Genomic DNA, 15,768 nt, shown 5'->3' on the forward strand with positions numbered 1-15,768 from the left:
TATGTCTGGTTTTGAAGCAAACTTTGATGGCCTGGTCGGCCCGACGCACCACTACGCCGGACTCTCCGTCGGCAATGAAGCCTCGCAAAATAACCGCGATGGTCTCTCTAACCCTAAAAAGGCGGCGCTGCAGGGGCTGTATAAAATGAAAGCCCTTGCCGATCGCGGATTCGTGCAGGGCATTCTGCCGCCGCAGCCGCGTCCGAATCTACGTCTGCTGCGCGAAGTCGGTTTCCAGGGCAGCGATGAGCAGGTCATCCGGCAGGCGGCCCACGCGGCGCCGCAGCTGCTCTCCGCCTTCAGCTCCGCCTCGTCGATGTGGACCGCCAATGCGGCGACCGTCTCACCGTCGGCGGACAGCGCCGATGGCAAAGTCCATTTCACCGTCGCCAACCTGAACAATAAGCTGCACCGTATGCAGGAGGCGCCCACCACCTCGGCGATCCTGGGCGCCACGTTCGCCGATCCGCGCTACTTCGCCCACCATGCGGCGCTGCCGCAGCATGGCGACCTCGGCGATGAAGGGGCAGCCAACCATAACCGCTTCTGCCGGGAGTATGACCGACAGGGGGTGCAGTTTTTTGTCTACGGTCGACGCGCCAGCGGCGGGATCGCCCCGGTGAAGTATCCGGCGCGGCAGACCCTCGAGGCCAGCGAGGCGGTGGCCCGCCTGCATCAGCTGGATCCGCGCTACACGGTGTTTGCCCAGCAGGCGCCGCAGGCTATCGATCGCGGCGTGTTTCACAACGACGTCATCGCGGTCAGCAATCGCCATGTGCTGTTCCACCATCAGCAGGCGTTTGTCGATCAGGCGACGGTGCTGGCGACGCTACGGGCTAAAAGCGACAGTCTGGATATCCCGTTCACCAGCGTGGAAGTGCCGGACGAGCGGGTGTCGCTCGATGACGCGGTGGCCTCTTACCTGTTCAACAGCCAGCTGCTGAGTAAACCTGACGGCAAGATGCTGATCGTGGTGCCGGAGGAGTGCCGCCAGCGGGAAAACGTCTGGCGCTATCTGAGCGACCTCGCCGCCGACAGCGCATCGCCGATCGATGAAGTGGCGGTCTTTGACCTGCGGGAAAGCATGCGCAACGGCGGCGGCCCGGCCTGTCTGCGGCTGCGGGTAGTGCTCAACGAGGCTGAACGCCAGGCGGTCAACGCCCACAGTCTGATGAACGACGAGCGTTATCAGCAGCTGACGGCATGGGTGGAAAAACACTATCGCGACCGGCTGCACGCCCGCGATCTGGCGGACCCGCAGCTGCTGCGCGAGGTTTATCAGGCGCTGGATGAGCTGACGCAGATCCTGCGCCTGGGCGCGGTCTATGATTTTCAGCGTTAAGGAGCGGCAGATGGAGCACCTGGTTAACGATTTACTGCACTGCCGCCTGCAGGAGTGGAGCTTCCCGGCGGGCATCGAGGCCCGCTGGCTGGGCGAGGGGATCCTGCAGTTGCTGCCGACGGCGCCGTGGCGCCAGGCGACGATCCTCTCCGCGGGCGTGCATGGCAATGAGACCGCGCCGACGGAGCTGCTGCTGCAGTTGACCCACGATCTGAGCCAGGGGCGGCAGCCGCTCACTCAGGCGCTGCTGATCGTCTTTGGTAACCTGCCGGCGATCCGCGCCGCACGCCGCTATCTGCACAACGACCTGAATCGCCTGTTCGGCGGCCGCCATCTGGCGGTCACCCCGGGGAATGAGTCGCGGCGGGCTTTTGCGCTGGAGCAGGCGGTGCAGGCCTTCTATCGCGCCGCCGATGCGGCGGGTCCGGTCAACCGTAGCCATCTCGATATGCATACCGCCATTCGCGGGTCGCTGTATCGCCAGTTTGCGCTGCTCCCGGCCCACGCCGGGGATTTTTCGCCTGGCTTCTACCAGCTGTTGCAGGCCAGCGGGATGGATGCCATCGTGCGGCATACCGAAGCGGGCGGCACCTTCACCCATTTCACCTGCGAAAAGTTCGCCGCGCAAAGCGCCACCCTGGAGCTGGGGAAAGTGATGCCGTTCGGCGCCAACGATCTCAGCCTGTTCGCCGCTACCGACGCGGCGATCCGGGCCTGGATTTCTGACGCGCCGCTACCGCCGCGCGACAAAGCGCCAGTGGACTACTTCCTGGTCGAGGAGAGCATCATCAAGCGCGAGGGGGAATTTACGCTTAATCTCGCGGCCAACGTTGAGAACTTCACCGCGCTCCCGGCGGGATACGAAATCGCTCGCCAGGCGGAGAAACGGTGGGTGGTGCAGGCCCGGGCCCCCTATATCCTCTTTCCCAATGCCGGGGTCGCCACCGGTCAGCGCGCCGGGCTGCTGCTGCGCGCCGCGGCTCTTCGCCTCCCACAACCAGCCTGAGGAAACACCATGACTGAACATCAACATCAGGCGTCTCCTGCCGCCGGAGGTGAGGGCGCGTCACAGCTTAAACGCGGGCTCGGCGCCCGCCACATTCAAATGATTGCCCTCGGGGGCGCCATCGGCACCGGGCTGTTTATGGGGGCGGGGCGCAACATCGCCGTCGCCGGCACCTCGATTCTGGTGATCTATGTGCTGGTCGGGTTCTTTACCTATATGGTGATGCGGGCGATGGGGGAGCTGCTGCTCACCCGCCATGACTACCGCTCGTTTGCCGACTTTGTCGGCGAGTATCTCGGGCCGCAGGCCAGCTTTTACCTCGGCTGGACCTACTGGCTAAGCTGGGTAGTGACCTGCATTGCCGACGTGGTGGTCTGCGGGAGCTATATGCAGTACTGGTTCCCGGAACTGTCGGCATGGATGCCGGCCCTCAGCATGCTGGCGATCCTGTTCCTGCTTAACCTGCTGTCGGTGAAAATGTTTGGCGAGGCGGAGTTCTGGTTCGCCCTGATCAAGGTGATCACCATTATCGCCCTGATCGGCACCGGCGGCTGGATGATTGCCACTGGCTGGACTTCTCCGGACGGCGTGACGGCTTCTCTCAGCCATCTTACCGACCCGACGGCTTTTATGCCTCACGGTATCACCGGTTTTTTCGCCGGCTTCCAGATAGCGATCTTCTCCTTTACCGGCATTGAGCTGCTGGGCACCATGACGGCGGAGACCCGCGATCCGCAGCGCATTTTGCCCAAGGCGATCAATGCTCTGCCGCTGCGGATTATCATCTTCTATCTGCTGTCGATGGTGGTGATTATCGCCGTCGCCTCCTGGCCGGGGGTATCGGCGGAGACCAGTCCGTTCGTGACGCTGTTTGCCAAGGCCGGGCTGCCTGCCGCCGCGGCGGTGATTAACTTCGTGGCGCTGACCTCGGCGATGTCCTCGGCCAACAGCGGCGTCTTCTCCAGCACCCGCATGTTGTACGGCCTGTCGGTGGAGAAGCATGCGCACTGGCAGTTTCGCATCCTGTCGCGCAATACCCGCATCCCGGTGCGTAGCCTGCTGTTCTCCTGCTTCTGCATGCTGATCGGTACGCTGCTGCTATTCCTGGTACCGAATGTGATGACCCTGTTCACCATCGTCTCGACCCTGGCGGCGATTATGGTGGTGTTCAGCTGGGGGATGATCCTCGTGGCCTATCTGGTCTATCGCCGTCAGCGTCCGGACCTGCACGCCGGGTCGATCTTTAAGATGCCTGCCGGGGTGGTGATGAGCTGGGTGAGCCTGCTGTTCTTCGCCTTCGCCATCTTCATCATGATCTTTGACCCGGACACGCTGCTGGCGCTGTTGGCTTCTCCGCTGTGGTTTATTGCCCTGTGGGGCTTCTGGAAGCTGAAGCAGCGGCGTGAGGGGCAGCTGACACTGGATAACCAGAGCGCCTGACACTCGCCGGCCAACCTGGCCGGCTAAGCAGGAGGTGAAGACGTTACGTCTGTTTCTGCCCGGTGGCGGCTGGCGCCTTACCGGGCCTACTGTCTTACTGAGCCTGGGATGAGCGGTTTCCCCCGCGGCGTGATCCCCCTCTGTAGGCCCGCGCAAGCGCAGCGCCGCCGGGCGGGATAGTCGGCACGCTACCTGCCCAGACGGCGGCGGTTAGGCGCTTTCCGCCCGGGAAGGGGCCGCACCCGGCGCGGACTTCATCCGGCTGGCGCAGAAAATTGCCAGCAGCGAAATCACCACCGTTACGCCCAGATAAACGGCCACCGGCCGCCAGTCCCCGTCATATTTTGCCAGCAGACCGGTGGCGATAAGCGGCGCGGTGCCCCCGGCCAGCGCGGCGCCCAGCTGGTAGCCGAGGGTGATCCCGGTATAGCGCACATTGGCGCTGAAAATCTCAGAGCACAAGGTGCCGAGCACCGCAGTTACCGGCGCCCACAGGATGCCGAAGGCAACGACCGTCGCCAGCATGATGCCCCAGCTGGTGCCGGTGTCGAGCAGCAGGAACCACGGAACGATAAACAGCCCCAGCAGCACCACGCTCAGGGTATACATCTTTTGCCGCCCCACCTTATCTGACAGCAGCCCCATCAGCGGGATCATCACGGTGGCCACCAGCGCGCCCAGGGTCACGGATTCCAGCGCCTGCGACTTCTGGTAACTCAGGGTGGTGGTGGCATAGCTGACCACAAAGGTGGAGAAGATATAGAAAGGGGCGGTCTCCACCACTTTCAGACCGGCGGCAATCAGCACTTCCCGCCAGTGGTGCTTGAGCGTTTCGCGCAGCGGGGCCTTCGCCACCTGGCCAGATTTTTTCACCTGCTTAAAGGCGGGCGTTTCGTCGATATCTTTGCGGATCCACAGGCCGAGAAAAACGAGAACGGAGCTGAGCAGGAACGGTATGCGCCAGCCCCAGGCGAGAAACTGCGCCTCGTCAAACAGGGTCATCAGCGAGACGATAAACGTCGCCATCAGCATGCCGATGGTCACGCCGGCCTGGGGAATGCTGCCGAAAAAGCCTTTCCGCTTCTCCGGCGCGTATTCGTAGGCCAGCAGCAGCGCACCGCCCCATTCACCGCCGATACCCATGCCCTGAATAATGCGCAGGGTTATCAGCAGGGCGGGCGCCCAGAGGCCCACCATCTCATAGGTGGGAAGCAGGCCGATCGCCACCGTGGCGCTGCCCATCAGCGACAGGGTCAGCACCAGCGTCTTCTTGCGGCCGATGCGATCGCCGATATGAGCGAAAATGACGCCGCCGATGGGGCGGATAAAAAACGTCAGCGAGAAGGAGAGCCAGGAGAGGATCAGGCCGATGACCGGGTCGACCATCGGAAAGAAGATTTTGTTGAACACCAGCGCGGCGGCGGTGCCATAGAGAAAATAATCGAACCATTCGATGGCGCTGCCTGTCAGGCTCGCGATCAGGACCTTCTTGTTTTTCTGCAGAATGGATGCAGTGTTGTCTTGTGGATTGCTCATTACGAAACGTTCTCCCGCCACGGTAAATAGGTCAGGTGTCACTCTGCGTAAACAGGGTGCAACCTGGTGTGAAAAGGTTGTGTAATTGTTAAGCAACTTAGGGTTGAAGGTTACAATTGGCAAGTTCATCGCTGGCAAACTGGGCGTTATGACGCGGTTTGGACTGGTGTAACCGCGACGCTATTTTTTATTTTCCACTTGATTTTGCTGTTTTTTGTTATTTTCATAGTGAGTTGTTCAGGTGCAACCCGCCTGTTTTTAGATGTTTCTTGTTATTTCAAAATGGTTACAAATCGACGCCGCTTTGCCTCCCGCGAGGCGGCGTTTATGATGGCGAAAGCATCCTCTCCGATCGGCTGAGAGGGAATTAAGGAGACAGAATGGCAGAACAATTTCCCCCGTTGTCGGCGGCGACGCTGGCGGCGGCTAACCAGGTCGGCGCCTGGCTGGCGCAGGACGATCTGGCGACGCTGCCCGCGCTGCCGCAGGTGGACGTGGTGGTGCTGGCCGGCAACGCCGTGATCCCGACCATCGACGCCGCCTGCCGGCTGGCGGCGGAACGGGAAGTCCCGCTGCTGATCAGCGGCGGCGTGGGACATTCTACGAACTATCTCTACGAGGCGGTGCGCCAGGATCCCCGTTACCGTATGTTGCCGGTGGTGGGGCGTCCGGAAGCGCATATTCTGGCCGATATTGCTCATGACTACTGGCACATTCCGCGCTCGCGGCTGGTGGTGGAGGACCAGTCGACCAACTGCGGCGAGAACGCCCGTTTTACCCGGGCCACGCTGGAGAACGGGGGGCTCCCTCATCGTCGCGGGATCGTCATTCAGGACCCCACCATGCAGCGGCGAACCATGGCCACCTTCGCCCGCGTCTGGCAGGGGGCGACGACGCCGCCACAATGGCTGAGCTTTCCCGGCTGCTCGCCGCAGCTGGAGCAGGCCGAGGGTCAGCTGGGGTTCGCGGGCGGCGGGACGGGGCTGTGGCCGGTCGCCCGCTACCTGGGGCTGCTGCTGGGCGAGCTGCCGCGCCTGCAGGATACGCCTGAAGGATACGGTCCGCGGGGGAAAGACTTCATCAGCCACGTCACCTTCCCGCCGGAGATCCTCGATGCCTGGCGACAGCTGCGGGAGGACGGCCAGCTTGCCGGGGCGCTGCAGGCCCGCACCCTCGGCTGAAAACTGCCCGTTTGCGGCAGATTTATCGCAAACGGGCAATTTGTGTTATTGAAATGTAACCTCAACCGGGCATTTTTGGCCCGGTTTTATGAATCAGCTCACAGAACTGCGCCAACGTGCTGCGAAGCCACGGCTTATCCGCCCGATATTTAACAAAAAAATCACTTGTTAAATACAAATGCACTACAGGAGCAGCCATGACAGCACCCGTTCAACACCAAATGTATATTGATGGCCAGTTCGTTTCCGGTCGCGGCGACGGCTGGATCGACGTACTTAACCCGGCGACCGAAGCGCTGCTGTCGCGGATCCCGGACGGGACTGCCGAAGAGGCGCGGCTGGCGATTGACGCGGCTGAGCGCGCCCAGCCCGCCTGGGAAGCGCTGCCGGCCATTGAGCGTGCGGGTTGGTTACGCAAAATTGCCGCTGGTATCCGCCAGCGTGCTGAAGAGATTGCCGGGCTGATCGTGGCTGAAGGCGGCAAGATCCAGCAGCTGGCGGCGGTGGAAGTCGCATTCACTGCGGACTATCTCGACTATATGGCCGAATGGGCGCGCCGTTACGAAGGCGAGATCGTGCAGAGCGATCGCCCTGGAGAGAATATCCTCGTCTTTAAACGCGCGCTGGGGGTGACCACCGGGATCCTGCCGTGGAACTTCCCGTTCTTTCTTATCGCCCGCAAGCTGGCGCCGGCCCTGATCACCGGGAATACCATCGTCATTAAGCCCAGCGAATTTACGCCCAATAATGCCATCGCCTTTGCCGAGATCGTCCATCAGGTTGGGTTGCCGAAAGGGGTCTTTAACCTGGTGCTCGGCCGCGGGGAAACCGTTGGTCAGGAGCTGGCCGGCAATCCAAAGGTGGCGATGGTCAGCATGACCGGTAGTGTGGCGGCAGGAGAGAAAATCATGGCCGCTGCGGCGAAAAATATCACCAAAGTGTGCCTCGAGCTCGGCGGCAAAGCGCCTGCCATTGTGATGGACGATGCGGATCTGGAGCTGGCGGTGAAAGCGGTAGTGGACTCGCGGGTGATTAACACCGGGCAGGTGTGTAACTGCGTCGAGCGGGTCTATGTTCAGCAGGGCATTTACGACCGCTTCGTCAACCGCCTCGGCGAGGCGATGAAGGCCGTGCAGTTTGGCGACCCGGCGGCGCGGGATGACATCGCGATGGGGCCGCTGATCAACGCGGCGGCGCGGGATCAGGTGGCGGGCAAAGTGGAGAAGGCGGTGGCGCAGGGGGCGCGGGTGGCGCTGGGCGGCCAGCCGCTGGAGGGCAAAGGCTATTTTTATCCGCCGACCCTGCTGCTGGATGTGCGCCAGGAGATGGACATTATCCACGAGGAAACCTTCGGGCCGGTGCTGCCGGTGGTGGCGTTTTCGACCCTCGATGAGGCGCTGGCGATGGCCAATGACAGCGACTATGGCCTGACCTCCTCGATCTATACCCGCGATCTGAACGTGGCGATGAAGGCGATTAAGGGACTGAAGTTCGGCGAAACCTATATCAACCGGGAAAACTTTGAGGCGATGCAGGGTTTCCACGCCGGCTGGCGCAAATCGGGGATCGGCGGCGCTGATGGCCGCCATGGGTTGAATGAGTACCTGCAGACCCAGGTGGTCTACCTGCAGGCCTGAGGTACTTAACTCCGAGCCGGCGGGCAGCTCAGGCGGCCCGCCGTTCGCTTAGCGGGCGAATTTCTCCAGCACGCGGATCAGCTGGGTGACGAAGCCGTATTCGTTATCATACCAGGCGACGGTTTTCACCAGCTGTACGCCGCCGGCCTCCACAATCTCCAGCTGGGTGGCATCGTAGATCGAGCCGAAATGGCTGCCGATGATGTCGGAAGAGACAATCTCTTCTTCGGTGTAGCCGAAGGATTCATTGCCTTCAGCCGCCTGCTTCATCGCCTGATTGACCTCATTCGCAGTCACTTTTTTCTCCAGCACCGACACCAGCTCTGTCACCGAACCCGTTTTTGTCGGCACACGCTGGGCATGGCCCTTCAGTTTACCGCTCAGGGCGGGGATCACCAGGCCGATGGCCTTTGCCGCACCTGTGGTGTGCGGGATGACGTTTTCTGCCGCCGCTCTGGAGGCGCGCAGATCTTTGCCGCGCGGCCCGTCCACCAGCGACTGGGTGCCGGTATAAGCATGGATGGTGGTCATGGTGCCCACGGTGATGCCGAAGGCATCCTGGAGGACTTTGGCCATCGGCGCCAGGCAGTTGGTGGTGCAGGAGGCCACGGAGATGATGGTGTCATCCGGGGTCAGGGTGTCATCGTTGACGTTGTAGACGATGGTTTTCATCTCGCCAGCGGGGGCGGAAATCAGCACTTTGCGCGCGCCGGCCTGGAGATGGGCTTGCGATTTCTCGGCCGAGGTGTAAAACCCGGTACACTCCACAATCACCTCTGCGCCTGCCGCCTGCCACGGAATATGCTGCGCCTCTTTTTCGGCATACACCGTAATGGTTTTGCCGTTGACGATCAGCGCATCTTCCGTAAAGTCGACGCTCCACGGAAAGGGGCCGTAGTTTGAATCATGCTTCAACAGGTAGGCCAGCACCTTTGGCGAGGTGAGGTCGTTGATAGCCACCACTTCCAGGCTGCTGTCGACTTCTAATAAACGGCGTAACACCAAACGTCCGATACGACCAAATCCATTAATCCCAAGTTTACTCATGGACATTCTCCGGTTGGTAAAACGACTCGATGTGATAAAACTCCTCCAGGCTTAGTCCTGTCCCCCTGATTGGTCAACTGACAATCTGTGCGGTATGCCAGCGCTTCCGGGCCGGGGAGGAAAAAAGTGGATGTTTTCCCGGCCTTTTTTAGCGCTGACGGCAGGGAATAATTTTTGTTACCGGAGATGAGGGGGCCGCCTGCTGGCGAAGCGGTGAAAAGCGTCTATGCTTAACTATTGAATAGCTTAGTAAAATATTGACGTTAGACGAAGGGAGAGGTTATGGGATTCTGGAGAATCGTTTTCACTATCATTCTGCCGCCGCTGGGCGTACTGCTGGGGAAAGGCTTCGGCTGGGCGTTTATTCTCAACATTATTCTGACCCTGCTGGGCTATATTCCTGGCCTGATCCACGCCTTCTGGGTGCAGACCCGCGACTGAGGGGCGAGCAGATAACCACGCCTCCCCCTGGGACCCGCTCAGGGGGGCATCAGGCTCTCTTTATACAGCAGCGTATTATCCTTCGACCAGTAGTGCCGGGTCTCCTCTTCCAGATCAACGATCCACTTAAACACGCCGGCGCTGGCGAGATCCTTGCAGTACTGTTCAAAGTTGATGGCGCCGGCAAAATGGCGGATGACCGCGGCCGATGTCAGTCGATGGCTGGGGGCGCTGCGCACGCGTAGCAGGCCGCGGGCGCTTTTTATCGAGATCACCTCGTCGTTTGCCATCACGAAATTCATATTACCGGTGGAGACAAAATAGATGTAGTAAGAGACCTGATGCCGGCGGAGTTCACTGGCGAAGGTGGTAAAATCGGCATCCGCGCGAACCTGTTCGAAAAAGTGACCCAGCCTTGCCAGCAGTTCCATTTCAATCCTTGTTGTGTTGTTGCTGCGCATGGTTTCGGCGTCTGTCGGCATAAACCATTCACACGTTTACTTATTCGTATTTTAATAATATAGGCGCGTTATATTAATGGTTATTATGTAACTGGAACACCGTTTCAAGTGTTACAAGCTATTGCAAAGGTTTGCAGGGGATCCTCGAGCCAGGCAGAAGGTGGGATAAGACGGGAAGGGGCGAAATTAGCGCCGGCGAGGTTCGTCGCCGGCGGGGCCATGAGCCGCGGCTATTTCTGGATCAGATAGCGAATGGTTGGGCCATCCTGCTGAATATCCAGCACCGTATAGCCGTGGTTTCTGGCATCGAGGGGAATGTTATTGATCGACTGCGGACAGTCGCTGACTACTTCCAGGATCTCGCCTTTTTGCAGGGAGGGCATCGCCTCCAGAGTGGCCACGGCCGGATAGGGACAGGGTTCGCCGACCATATCCAGGCGATAATCAGGGATGATGTTTTTCATGCGCTCTCCTTCACGGTCCGGACCGCCGTCGACTGGCGGCGGAAAAAATGTCTTTCCCAGGCGATCACCAGCAGCAGGGCGATCAGCAGCAGCAGATAGGTCGCCAGCAGCCCGCCGAAGGGGCCGAAGGCGTTCAGCAGGTTGATTTTCTGCCAGTGGGTGGCGAGCGGAGCGGCGATATCGTCCCAGCACCAGGCGAGCAGCGTTGAGCCAATGACATTGCCCAGCCCAACCCACCAGTAGTGAACCTGGCCCTCCACCGCCCGGTACATCCAGCCGGTTTCACAGCCGCCGGCCAGCACGATGCCAAAGCCAAACAGCAGCCCGCCAATCGCCGCATTGGGACCGGCCCACATAATTTTCGGCGCCATCCCCAATTGCACATAGCTAAAGATACCGATGGCGCTCGCCGCCATGCCGAAGATAATCGCCTTCGCCATCACCGTCCGGCCGGTGATCCACATATCGCGAAAGGCGGAGGTAAAGCAGATCTGCGCGCGCTCAATAAGCAGACCGAAGCCGATGCCGAACAGCATCGCCAGGCCGAGCGCCGGGTGGTCTGCGGCGGTGAGCAGGCCCCAGCCGATCATGGCGAAAAAGATCACCATGCCCAGCCGGAAACGGCGGCGCGCCTGCTGCGGTTTTTGGGTTAACGGCGAGGCGGCGGACACCTTTTGCATTTTTACCGGGATGCGAAAAAGGGGCAGCAGCGTGAAGCGGGCGCCAAACCAGGAGCCGATGGCGGTGGCGATGGCAAACAGCCAGGCGTGCAGGGAGAACTGCGGAATACCGGTGAAAAAAGCCGCCAGATTGCAGCCCATCGCCAGACGAGCGCCGAACCCGGCGATGATGCCGCCTGCCACGGCCTGCACAATGCGGATCCGGCTGCGTGGAAAGCGCAGTTTGACGTTATTGGCCCACAGCGCGGCGGCCAGGCAGCCGCCGAACATGCCGATGATCATCCTGCCATCGATGCGGGTCAGCGGCGTCCCTTCGAGATGAATCAGCTGGTAATAGCCCCACTGTTCGCTGTGGACGCCCAGCAGTTGCAGCAGCTGACCGCCCCAGCGGGTGAATTCGCCGGTCACCGCCCAGAAGGTGCCGGTGATGCCAAAATAGTAGGTAGAGAGGATGCCCGCCGCGATGACCGCCGGGACAGGGGACCAGAACCGGATAAGCCAGGCCTGTTTGAAGGATTGCCATGTCATAAAAATGCCTCTGAACTCAGAAGGTATTAAAGGTCGATGACCGACCGAAGGGAGCAAATAGTACCCGCCTCAGCGCCTGCTTTCTCTGTTTTGGATCAAGGCCCTACGCTTGCGCCACCACGGCAAGCAGCGCCAGCAGTGCGGGCAGCGCCTGAATATAGAGAATTTTGCGGCTGGCGGTCAGCGCGCCGAAAATTCCGGCGGCCAGCACGCAGGCCAGGAAAAAGATAACCACCTGCACCCCCGACGCCCCCAGCCACAGCCCCCACGCCAGGCCGGCGGCCAGAAAACCGTTATACAACCCCTGGTTGGCCGCCAGCACCCGGGTCTCCCGGGCGAAATCGGCGCTGAGGTTAAAGGCCCGGCGCCCGGCGGGGGCTTCCCAGAGAAACATCTCCAGCACCAGGATGGCGAGATGAATAATAGCGACCAGCGCAACGAGGAGAGTGGCTAACACAGCAGTCCTTAATCAATAAGATGAATGTGTCTGCAGTATAGCTGCAAGCGCTAACGAAGCGGGAGCGCCGCTGCTATAGTGCAGATAGGGTCATGTTTTCTGCCGCGACCAGCGTCGGTTATCTGATTGCCCTTCGGTTTAGTTTAGCGGTGCTAGTATGCCGGGTTCTTTTTTACGGGTGTGGCGTAGGTTACTGAATGTTAAATAAATTATGGATTTTGTTATCAGGGCTACTGGTGGTTGCCATGCCGTCGGCGCAGGCCGGGGAATTAAACCTCTATTCGATGAATACCGGCTCCTATGTTTATCATATGACCGGTAACCACGGACAATATAACGAACATTTCAATAACAATTTTTTCTCGGTGGAGCGCAAGTTTTCTCAGGATTCAAAATACAGCGTGCTGGTCGGAACGATGAAAAACAGCTTTGACGATCGCTGTTTGACCCTCGGCGTGCGCCGCGACTGGCTGAAAAACGATACCGGCTGGGTGCTGAAAGGGGTGTATGCCTACACCGGGGAATTTTTCTTTGACGCCTTCAGCCACTGTGGGGATTCTGGCACCTACCGCACCGCAAAAAAAATCACCGGCGTCGGTTTTTCGCCCTACCTCTATCATGGTCTGCAATATAACTTCACCGATTATTTCGGTGTGGAAGGCGGCATTATTGTGCCGGCGATCTTTGTGATGAGTATTCAGTGGAGCTTTCGCTAGCCGCTTTATTATCCGGGAAAAGAGCAGGCCGCCTCAGGTGGCCTGCTACTGATGACCTGGCGGCAGGAATTAATGGAAGCCGAGACGGATCAGATCTAACGGGCAAAAGCGGCCCTCGCAGCCGTCGATTTCAACGCAGTCCGCCCGGCGAAGCTGCTCGGCGGTTTTCCCTTCACCATGGATAGCTTTAATCACGCCTGTTGTGCCGTTACCGGCGATCATTACCATGCTGCCGGTAGCAATAGCGTTACGATTACGGTCATAGGTTTTCATGGTCTCCTCCTCAATAAACCAGGGTAAGCAATGATTAAGCGGCTAAAGTAATACGCTTTTTTGCCTAAAAAAGTTTTGAGGATAATCAAATTTATTTTAATAACCCCAGAGCGAAAAGGGCCAGAAGTCCCCTCTATTCGCGCCGATCGCATCGCCTGCGTGGCGCGCGACACTGACGGCAATATGTCATTCAGGTTACTGTTTTATGACCAGATTATTAACCTTGCCAGCCCGCGGAAAATAGCGAAAGATGGCGCTATTCGGGCATCAACAGTGCCAGTGCGTGTCCTGAGGGAGCCATGAGTCAAGACGTCACCGCGAAGATGTTAAAGCCCGATTTTGATAGTGAAGTTTCCGGTCTGGTGCATGGTTATCTGTTTCATGAACAGCGCCCCCCGCAGCCCATCGCCTCTGGCGAGGTGTGCGCCCGTTATCAGGCGCTCGCCGATGACAAGGCGTTTATCTGGTTACACCTGAATCTCAATCATGCCACCGCCGAAAAATGGTTAACCAGCCACTTTCCGGTGGCGGACTTTTTCTTCGAGGAGATCCGCAGCGGCTCGCACACCACCCGCATTGAGCGACAGGGTGAGAATCTGTTCGCTGTGCTCAACGATGTGCTGTTTCGTCCGCAGGATACCAACGCGGAAACCGCCACGCTGTGGCTCTACTGTAGCCCTAAGCTGGTGGTGACGGCGCGCTTCAAACCGTTGCGGTTTATCGAATGGATGCTGCCGCGTCTGCAGACGCTCAGGGTGAATACCTCTACCGAGCTGCTGGCTTTTCTGCTGGAGGAGCAGGAGGAAGTGCTGGAGCAGGTCGTCCGCCAGGCCAGCCGCCATGTCGACCTTATTGAAGAGCGTCTCCTGAGCAATCACGTGCAGCGCAACCGGGCAGATCTGGCGCGGCTGCGGCGGATGCTTTTACGTTTTCAGCGGCTGCTGGCGCCGGAGCCGGCGGCGATGTTCCGGCTGCTTAACCGGCCGCCGGCGTGGATGGATCGTGCAGTGGTGCAGGCGTTTCGTCAGTTCACCGAAGAGTTTAGCGTGGTGCTCAATGACCTGTCCGGCCTGATCGAGCGCATCAGTCTGCTGCAGGAGGAGATTGGCGCCCGCCAGCTGGAGCAGAGCAACCGCACCCTCTACACCCTGACGGTGATCACGGTCCTCGCGCTGCCGATTAACATCGTCGCTGGCTTCTTCGGCATGAATGTCGGCGGGATCCCGCTGGCGAGTAACCACCACGGGTTTATCCTGCTGGTGGTGATAGTCGCCATCTTTACCCTCGGCGCCGGCTACCTGGCATTCCGCCGGCGCGATGACCTGTAGTTTGCGCGTCGAATCAGCTGAGGCTGCGCAGGGCGGCAATCAGTCCTTCGACACCGCGTTCCAGCTTCTCGAGCGGGCAGCCGACGTTGAGGCGCAGAAAGCCGTTGCCCTCAGGACCATAGGTATAACCCGGCATAATCGCCACCTTCTGTTCGGCGATCAGCGCCTGCTGTAGCGCGTGATCGTCGATGTTCAGGGGGCGCAGGTCGATCCACGCCAGGTAGGTGGCCTCCGGCGGCTGCCAACAGAGCGCGGGGAAGGCATTATTAAGCGTGTCGGCGACATAGCGCATATTCGCCTGCAGATAGTCACGCAAGGCGTCGAGCCAGGGAGCCCCGTCGCGGTAGGCGGCGATATGGGCGACCAGCGCCGGCACGGAGGGAGAAGAGAGCCCGTCGCGGGCCTTCAGCGCCTGCAGGTAGTTGTCGCGCGCGTTCGCCTCAGGGATAAAGCCATAGGCCCCGGTAAAGGCCGGAATATTAAAGCTCTTCGAACCGGAGGTGAACAGCGCCCATGGCCCCTGAGCGACCTCGCTCCACGGGATATGGCGGTGTTCGCCCCAGGTCATGTCCATATGAATTTCGTCGCTAATCACCCTGACGCCATGTTTTTGACACAGGGCCGCCATGGTTTGGAGCTCCTCGCGACGCCAGACTTTCCCCGTTGGGTTGTGCGGGCTGCACAGCAGCAGCAGGGTATTCTTCGGTTCCGCCAGCGCGGATTCCAGGCGGGCCATATCGCAGTGCCACTGATTATCCGTCAGGGTCAATGGCACCGGGGCAATCTCCCGGCGGTTAGCGGTGATGGTCTTATAGAATGCATCGTAGGCAGGGGTATGGACGACGACGCCGTCGCCTTCGCTCGACCACTGGCGGATGGTTTCCGCCACCATGTAGATAACCGACGGCCCGTAGACCACCGTTTGCGGATCGATGACGCTGTTAAACCGGCTGGCGTACCAGTGGGCAATCGCCCCGAGAAACGCCTCGTTCTGCCAGCGACTGTAGCCGAACACCCCGTGGGCCAGCCGCTGGCTGACGGCGTCGAGAATGCAGGGCGCGGTGGCGAAATCCATATCGGAGATGGTGAACGGCAGCAGGTCGGCGGCGCCAAACCGGTCGGCGACATAGTCCCACTGTGTGCACCAGGTACCGTGGCGGTCGATGGGGGTGGCAAAATCAAACATCGGAACTTCCTTAGCGAATGTCCCCCTCCGCGCGGAAGGGGGACC

At 60.0% G+C, this 15,768-nt stretch carries 17 protein-coding genes; 8 read left to right on the forward strand and 9 right to left on the reverse strand.

Annotated elements, in window-relative coordinates:
* The first annotated feature begins 1 nt into the window (after position 1).
* From astB to SPE70_RS11765, 3 genes are read left to right on the forward strand one after another with little or no spacing between them, the layout of a single operon-like run.
* On the forward strand, positions 2–1,342 hold the full coding sequence (gene astB / locus SPE70_RS11755; RefSeq protein WP_004148240.1) for an N-succinylarginine dihydrolase: 1,341 nt from the start codon (positions 2–4) through the stop codon (positions 1,340–1,342).
* Between the two features lie 10 nt (positions 1,343–1,352).
* Positions 1,353–2,348 (forward strand): succinylglutamate desuccinylase, encoded by a 996-nt coding sequence (gene astE, locus SPE70_RS11760; RefSeq protein WP_008805092.1) that lies wholly within the window; start codon positions 1,353–1,355, stop codon positions 2,346–2,348.
* Between the two features lie 9 nt (positions 2,349–2,357).
* Positions 2,358–3,788: an amino acid permease gene (locus SPE70_RS11765; RefSeq protein WP_008805091.1), complete on the forward strand. Its 1,431-nt coding sequence runs from the start codon at positions 2,358–2,360 to the stop codon at positions 3,786–3,788.
* Positions 3,789–3,998: 210 nt separating this feature from the next.
* On the opposite strand, the gene SPE70_RS11770 is transcribed toward SPE70_RS11765, so the two are convergent.
* A complete protein-coding gene (locus SPE70_RS11770; RefSeq protein WP_032732914.1) occupies positions 3,999–5,324 on the reverse strand; it encodes an MFS transporter in 1,326 nt (441 codons plus the stop codon).
* A gap of 380 nt (positions 5,325–5,704) precedes the next feature.
* Between SPE70_RS11770 and SPE70_RS11775 the strand changes: the two genes are divergently transcribed.
* Complete coding sequence (locus tag SPE70_RS11775; protein WP_064170129.1) at positions 5,705–6,505, forward strand: YdcF family protein; 801 nt, start codon at positions 5,705–5,707, stop codon at positions 6,503–6,505.
* Positions 6,506–6,566: 61 nt separating this feature from the next.
* On the opposite strand, the gene SPE70_RS11780 is transcribed toward SPE70_RS11775, so the two are convergent.
* Positions 6,567–6,704 (reverse strand): hypothetical protein, encoded by a 138-nt coding sequence (locus SPE70_RS11780; protein ID WP_055323486.1) that lies wholly within the window; start codon positions 6,702–6,704, stop codon positions 6,567–6,569.
* On the opposite strand from SPE70_RS11780, the gene aldA reads away from it, so the two are divergent.
* A complete protein-coding gene (gene aldA / locus SPE70_RS11785; protein WP_012541907.1) occupies positions 6,703–8,142 on the forward strand; it encodes an aldehyde dehydrogenase in 1,440 nt (479 codons plus the stop codon). The genes SPE70_RS11780 and aldA overlap by 2 nt on opposite strands.
* Before the next feature lie 48 nt (positions 8,143–8,190).
* On the opposite strand, the gene gap is transcribed toward aldA, so the two are convergent.
* Positions 8,191–9,189 (reverse strand): type I glyceraldehyde-3-phosphate dehydrogenase, encoded by a 999-nt coding sequence (gap, locus tag SPE70_RS11790; protein ID WP_324726648.1) that lies wholly within the window; start codon positions 9,187–9,189, stop codon positions 8,191–8,193.
* A 282-nt stretch (positions 9,190–9,471) separates the two neighbouring features.
* Here gap and SPE70_RS11795 point away from each other — a divergent pair, with 282 nt between their 5' ends.
* Positions 9,472–9,630: a YqaE/Pmp3 family membrane protein gene (locus tag SPE70_RS11795; RefSeq protein WP_002903230.1), complete on the forward strand. Its 159-nt coding sequence runs from the start codon at positions 9,472–9,474 to the stop codon at positions 9,628–9,630.
* 38 nt (positions 9,631–9,668) lie between these two features.
* Here the strand turns inward: SPE70_RS11795 and SPE70_RS11800 are convergent, their stop codons facing one another.
* The 4 genes from SPE70_RS11800 to SPE70_RS11815 all read right to left on the reverse strand — a co-directional run bounded on the left by SPE70_RS11800 (position 9,669) and on the right by SPE70_RS11815 (position 12,220).
* Positions 9,669–10,061, reverse strand: a complete 393-nt coding sequence (locus SPE70_RS11800) for a DUF1398 domain-containing protein (RefSeq protein ID WP_008805086.1) — start codon at positions 10,059–10,061, stop codon at positions 9,669–9,671.
* 260 nt (positions 10,062–10,321) lie between these two features.
* The gene (gene yedF / locus SPE70_RS11805) at positions 10,322–10,555 is read right to left on the reverse strand and encodes a sulfurtransferase-like selenium metabolism protein YedF (protein ID WP_002903233.1); all 234 of its coding nucleotides are present in this window, start codon (positions 10,553–10,555) and stop codon (positions 10,322–10,324) included.
* The gene (gene yedE / locus SPE70_RS11810) at positions 10,552–11,763 is read right to left on the reverse strand and encodes a selenium metabolism membrane protein YedE/FdhT (RefSeq protein WP_012541906.1); all 1,212 of its coding nucleotides are present in this window, start codon (positions 11,761–11,763) and stop codon (positions 10,552–10,554) included. Before yedE ends, yedF begins: the two co-directional genes overlap by 4 nt.
* A gap of 103 nt (positions 11,764–11,866) precedes the next feature.
* Complete coding sequence (locus tag SPE70_RS11815) at positions 11,867–12,220, reverse strand: DUF1304 domain-containing protein (protein ID WP_012968344.1); 354 nt, start codon at positions 12,218–12,220, stop codon at positions 11,867–11,869.
* Between the two features lie 236 nt (positions 12,221–12,456).
* Between SPE70_RS11815 and SPE70_RS11820 the strand changes: the two genes are divergently transcribed.
* Entirely contained in the window at positions 12,457–12,936 is a 480-nt protein-coding gene (locus SPE70_RS11820) for a hypothetical protein (protein ID WP_162493319.1), read from the forward strand.
* A gap of 69 nt (positions 12,937–13,005) precedes the next feature.
* On the opposite strand, the gene ydfZ is transcribed toward SPE70_RS11820, so the two are convergent.
* Complete coding sequence (gene ydfZ, locus SPE70_RS11825) at positions 13,006–13,209, reverse strand: putative selenium delivery protein YdfZ (protein WP_004151566.1); 204 nt, start codon at positions 13,207–13,209, stop codon at positions 13,006–13,008.
* Positions 13,210–13,508: 299 nt separating this feature from the next.
* On the opposite strand from ydfZ, the gene SPE70_RS11830 reads away from it, so the two are divergent.
* Positions 13,509–14,537 carry a CorA family divalent cation transporter gene (locus SPE70_RS11830; protein WP_064170128.1) on the forward strand — a complete coding sequence of 343 codons (1,029 nt, stop codon included), beginning with the start codon at positions 13,509–13,511 and terminating at the stop codon, positions 14,535–14,537.
* A gap of 13 nt (positions 14,538–14,550) precedes the next feature.
* Here the strand turns inward: SPE70_RS11830 and SPE70_RS11835 are convergent, their stop codons facing one another.
* A complete protein-coding gene (locus SPE70_RS11835; RefSeq protein ID WP_064170127.1) occupies positions 14,551–15,723 on the reverse strand; it encodes a MalY/PatB family protein in 1,173 nt (390 codons plus the stop codon).
* Between the last annotated feature and the right edge of the window lie 45 nt (positions 15,724–15,768).

This window comes from Klebsiella sp. ZJOU C1, from assembly GCF_035620215.1.
Taxonomy (GTDB): Bacteria; Pseudomonadota; Gammaproteobacteria; order Enterobacterales; family Enterobacteriaceae; genus Klebsiella; species Klebsiella variicola.

Coding starts and splice junctions, on each gene's coding strand:
- yedF (WP_002903233.1), bottom strand. CDS start 10,555: ATGAAAAACATCATCCCTGATTATCGCCTGGATATGGTCGGCGAACCC.
- gap (WP_324726648.1), bottom strand. CDS start 9,189: ATGAGTAAACTTGGGATTAATGGATTTGGTCGTATCGGACGTTTGGTG.
- SPE70_RS11835 (WP_064170127.1), bottom strand. CDS start 15,723: ATGTTTGATTTTGCCACCCCCATCGACCGCCACGGTACCTGGTGCACA.
- aldA (WP_012541907.1), top strand. CDS start 6,703: ATGACAGCACCCGTTCAACACCAAATGTATATTGATGGCCAGTTCGTT.
- astB (WP_004148240.1), top strand. CDS start 2: ATGTCTGGTTTTGAAGCAAACTTTGATGGCCTGGTCGGCCCGACGCAC.
- SPE70_RS11770 (WP_032732914.1), bottom strand. CDS start 5,324: ATGAGCAATCCACAAGACAACACTGCATCCATTCTGCAGAAAAACAAG.
- ydfZ (WP_004151566.1), bottom strand. CDS start 13,209: ATGAAAACCTATGACCGTAATCGTAACGCTATTGCTACCGGCAGCATG.
- SPE70_RS11830 (WP_064170128.1), top strand. CDS start 13,509: ATGAGTCAAGACGTCACCGCGAAGATGTTAAAGCCCGATTTTGATAGT.
- SPE70_RS11765 (WP_008805091.1), top strand. CDS start 2,358: ATGACTGAACATCAACATCAGGCGTCTCCTGCCGCCGGAGGTGAGGGC.
- yedE (WP_012541906.1), bottom strand. CDS start 11,763: ATGACATGGCAATCCTTCAAACAGGCCTGGCTTATCCGGTTCTGGTCC.
- astE (WP_008805092.1), top strand. CDS start 1,353: ATGGAGCACCTGGTTAACGATTTACTGCACTGCCGCCTGCAGGAGTGG.
- SPE70_RS11775 (WP_064170129.1), top strand. CDS start 5,705: ATGGCAGAACAATTTCCCCCGTTGTCGGCGGCGACGCTGGCGGCGGCT.
- SPE70_RS11795 (WP_002903230.1), top strand. CDS start 9,472: ATGGGATTCTGGAGAATCGTTTTCACTATCATTCTGCCGCCGCTGGGC.
- SPE70_RS11780 (WP_055323486.1), bottom strand. CDS start 6,704: ATGGCTGCTCCTGTAGTGCATTTGTATTTAACAAGTGATTTTTTTGTT.
- SPE70_RS11800 (WP_008805086.1), bottom strand. CDS start 10,061: ATGGAACTGCTGGCAAGGCTGGGTCACTTTTTCGAACAGGTTCGCGCG.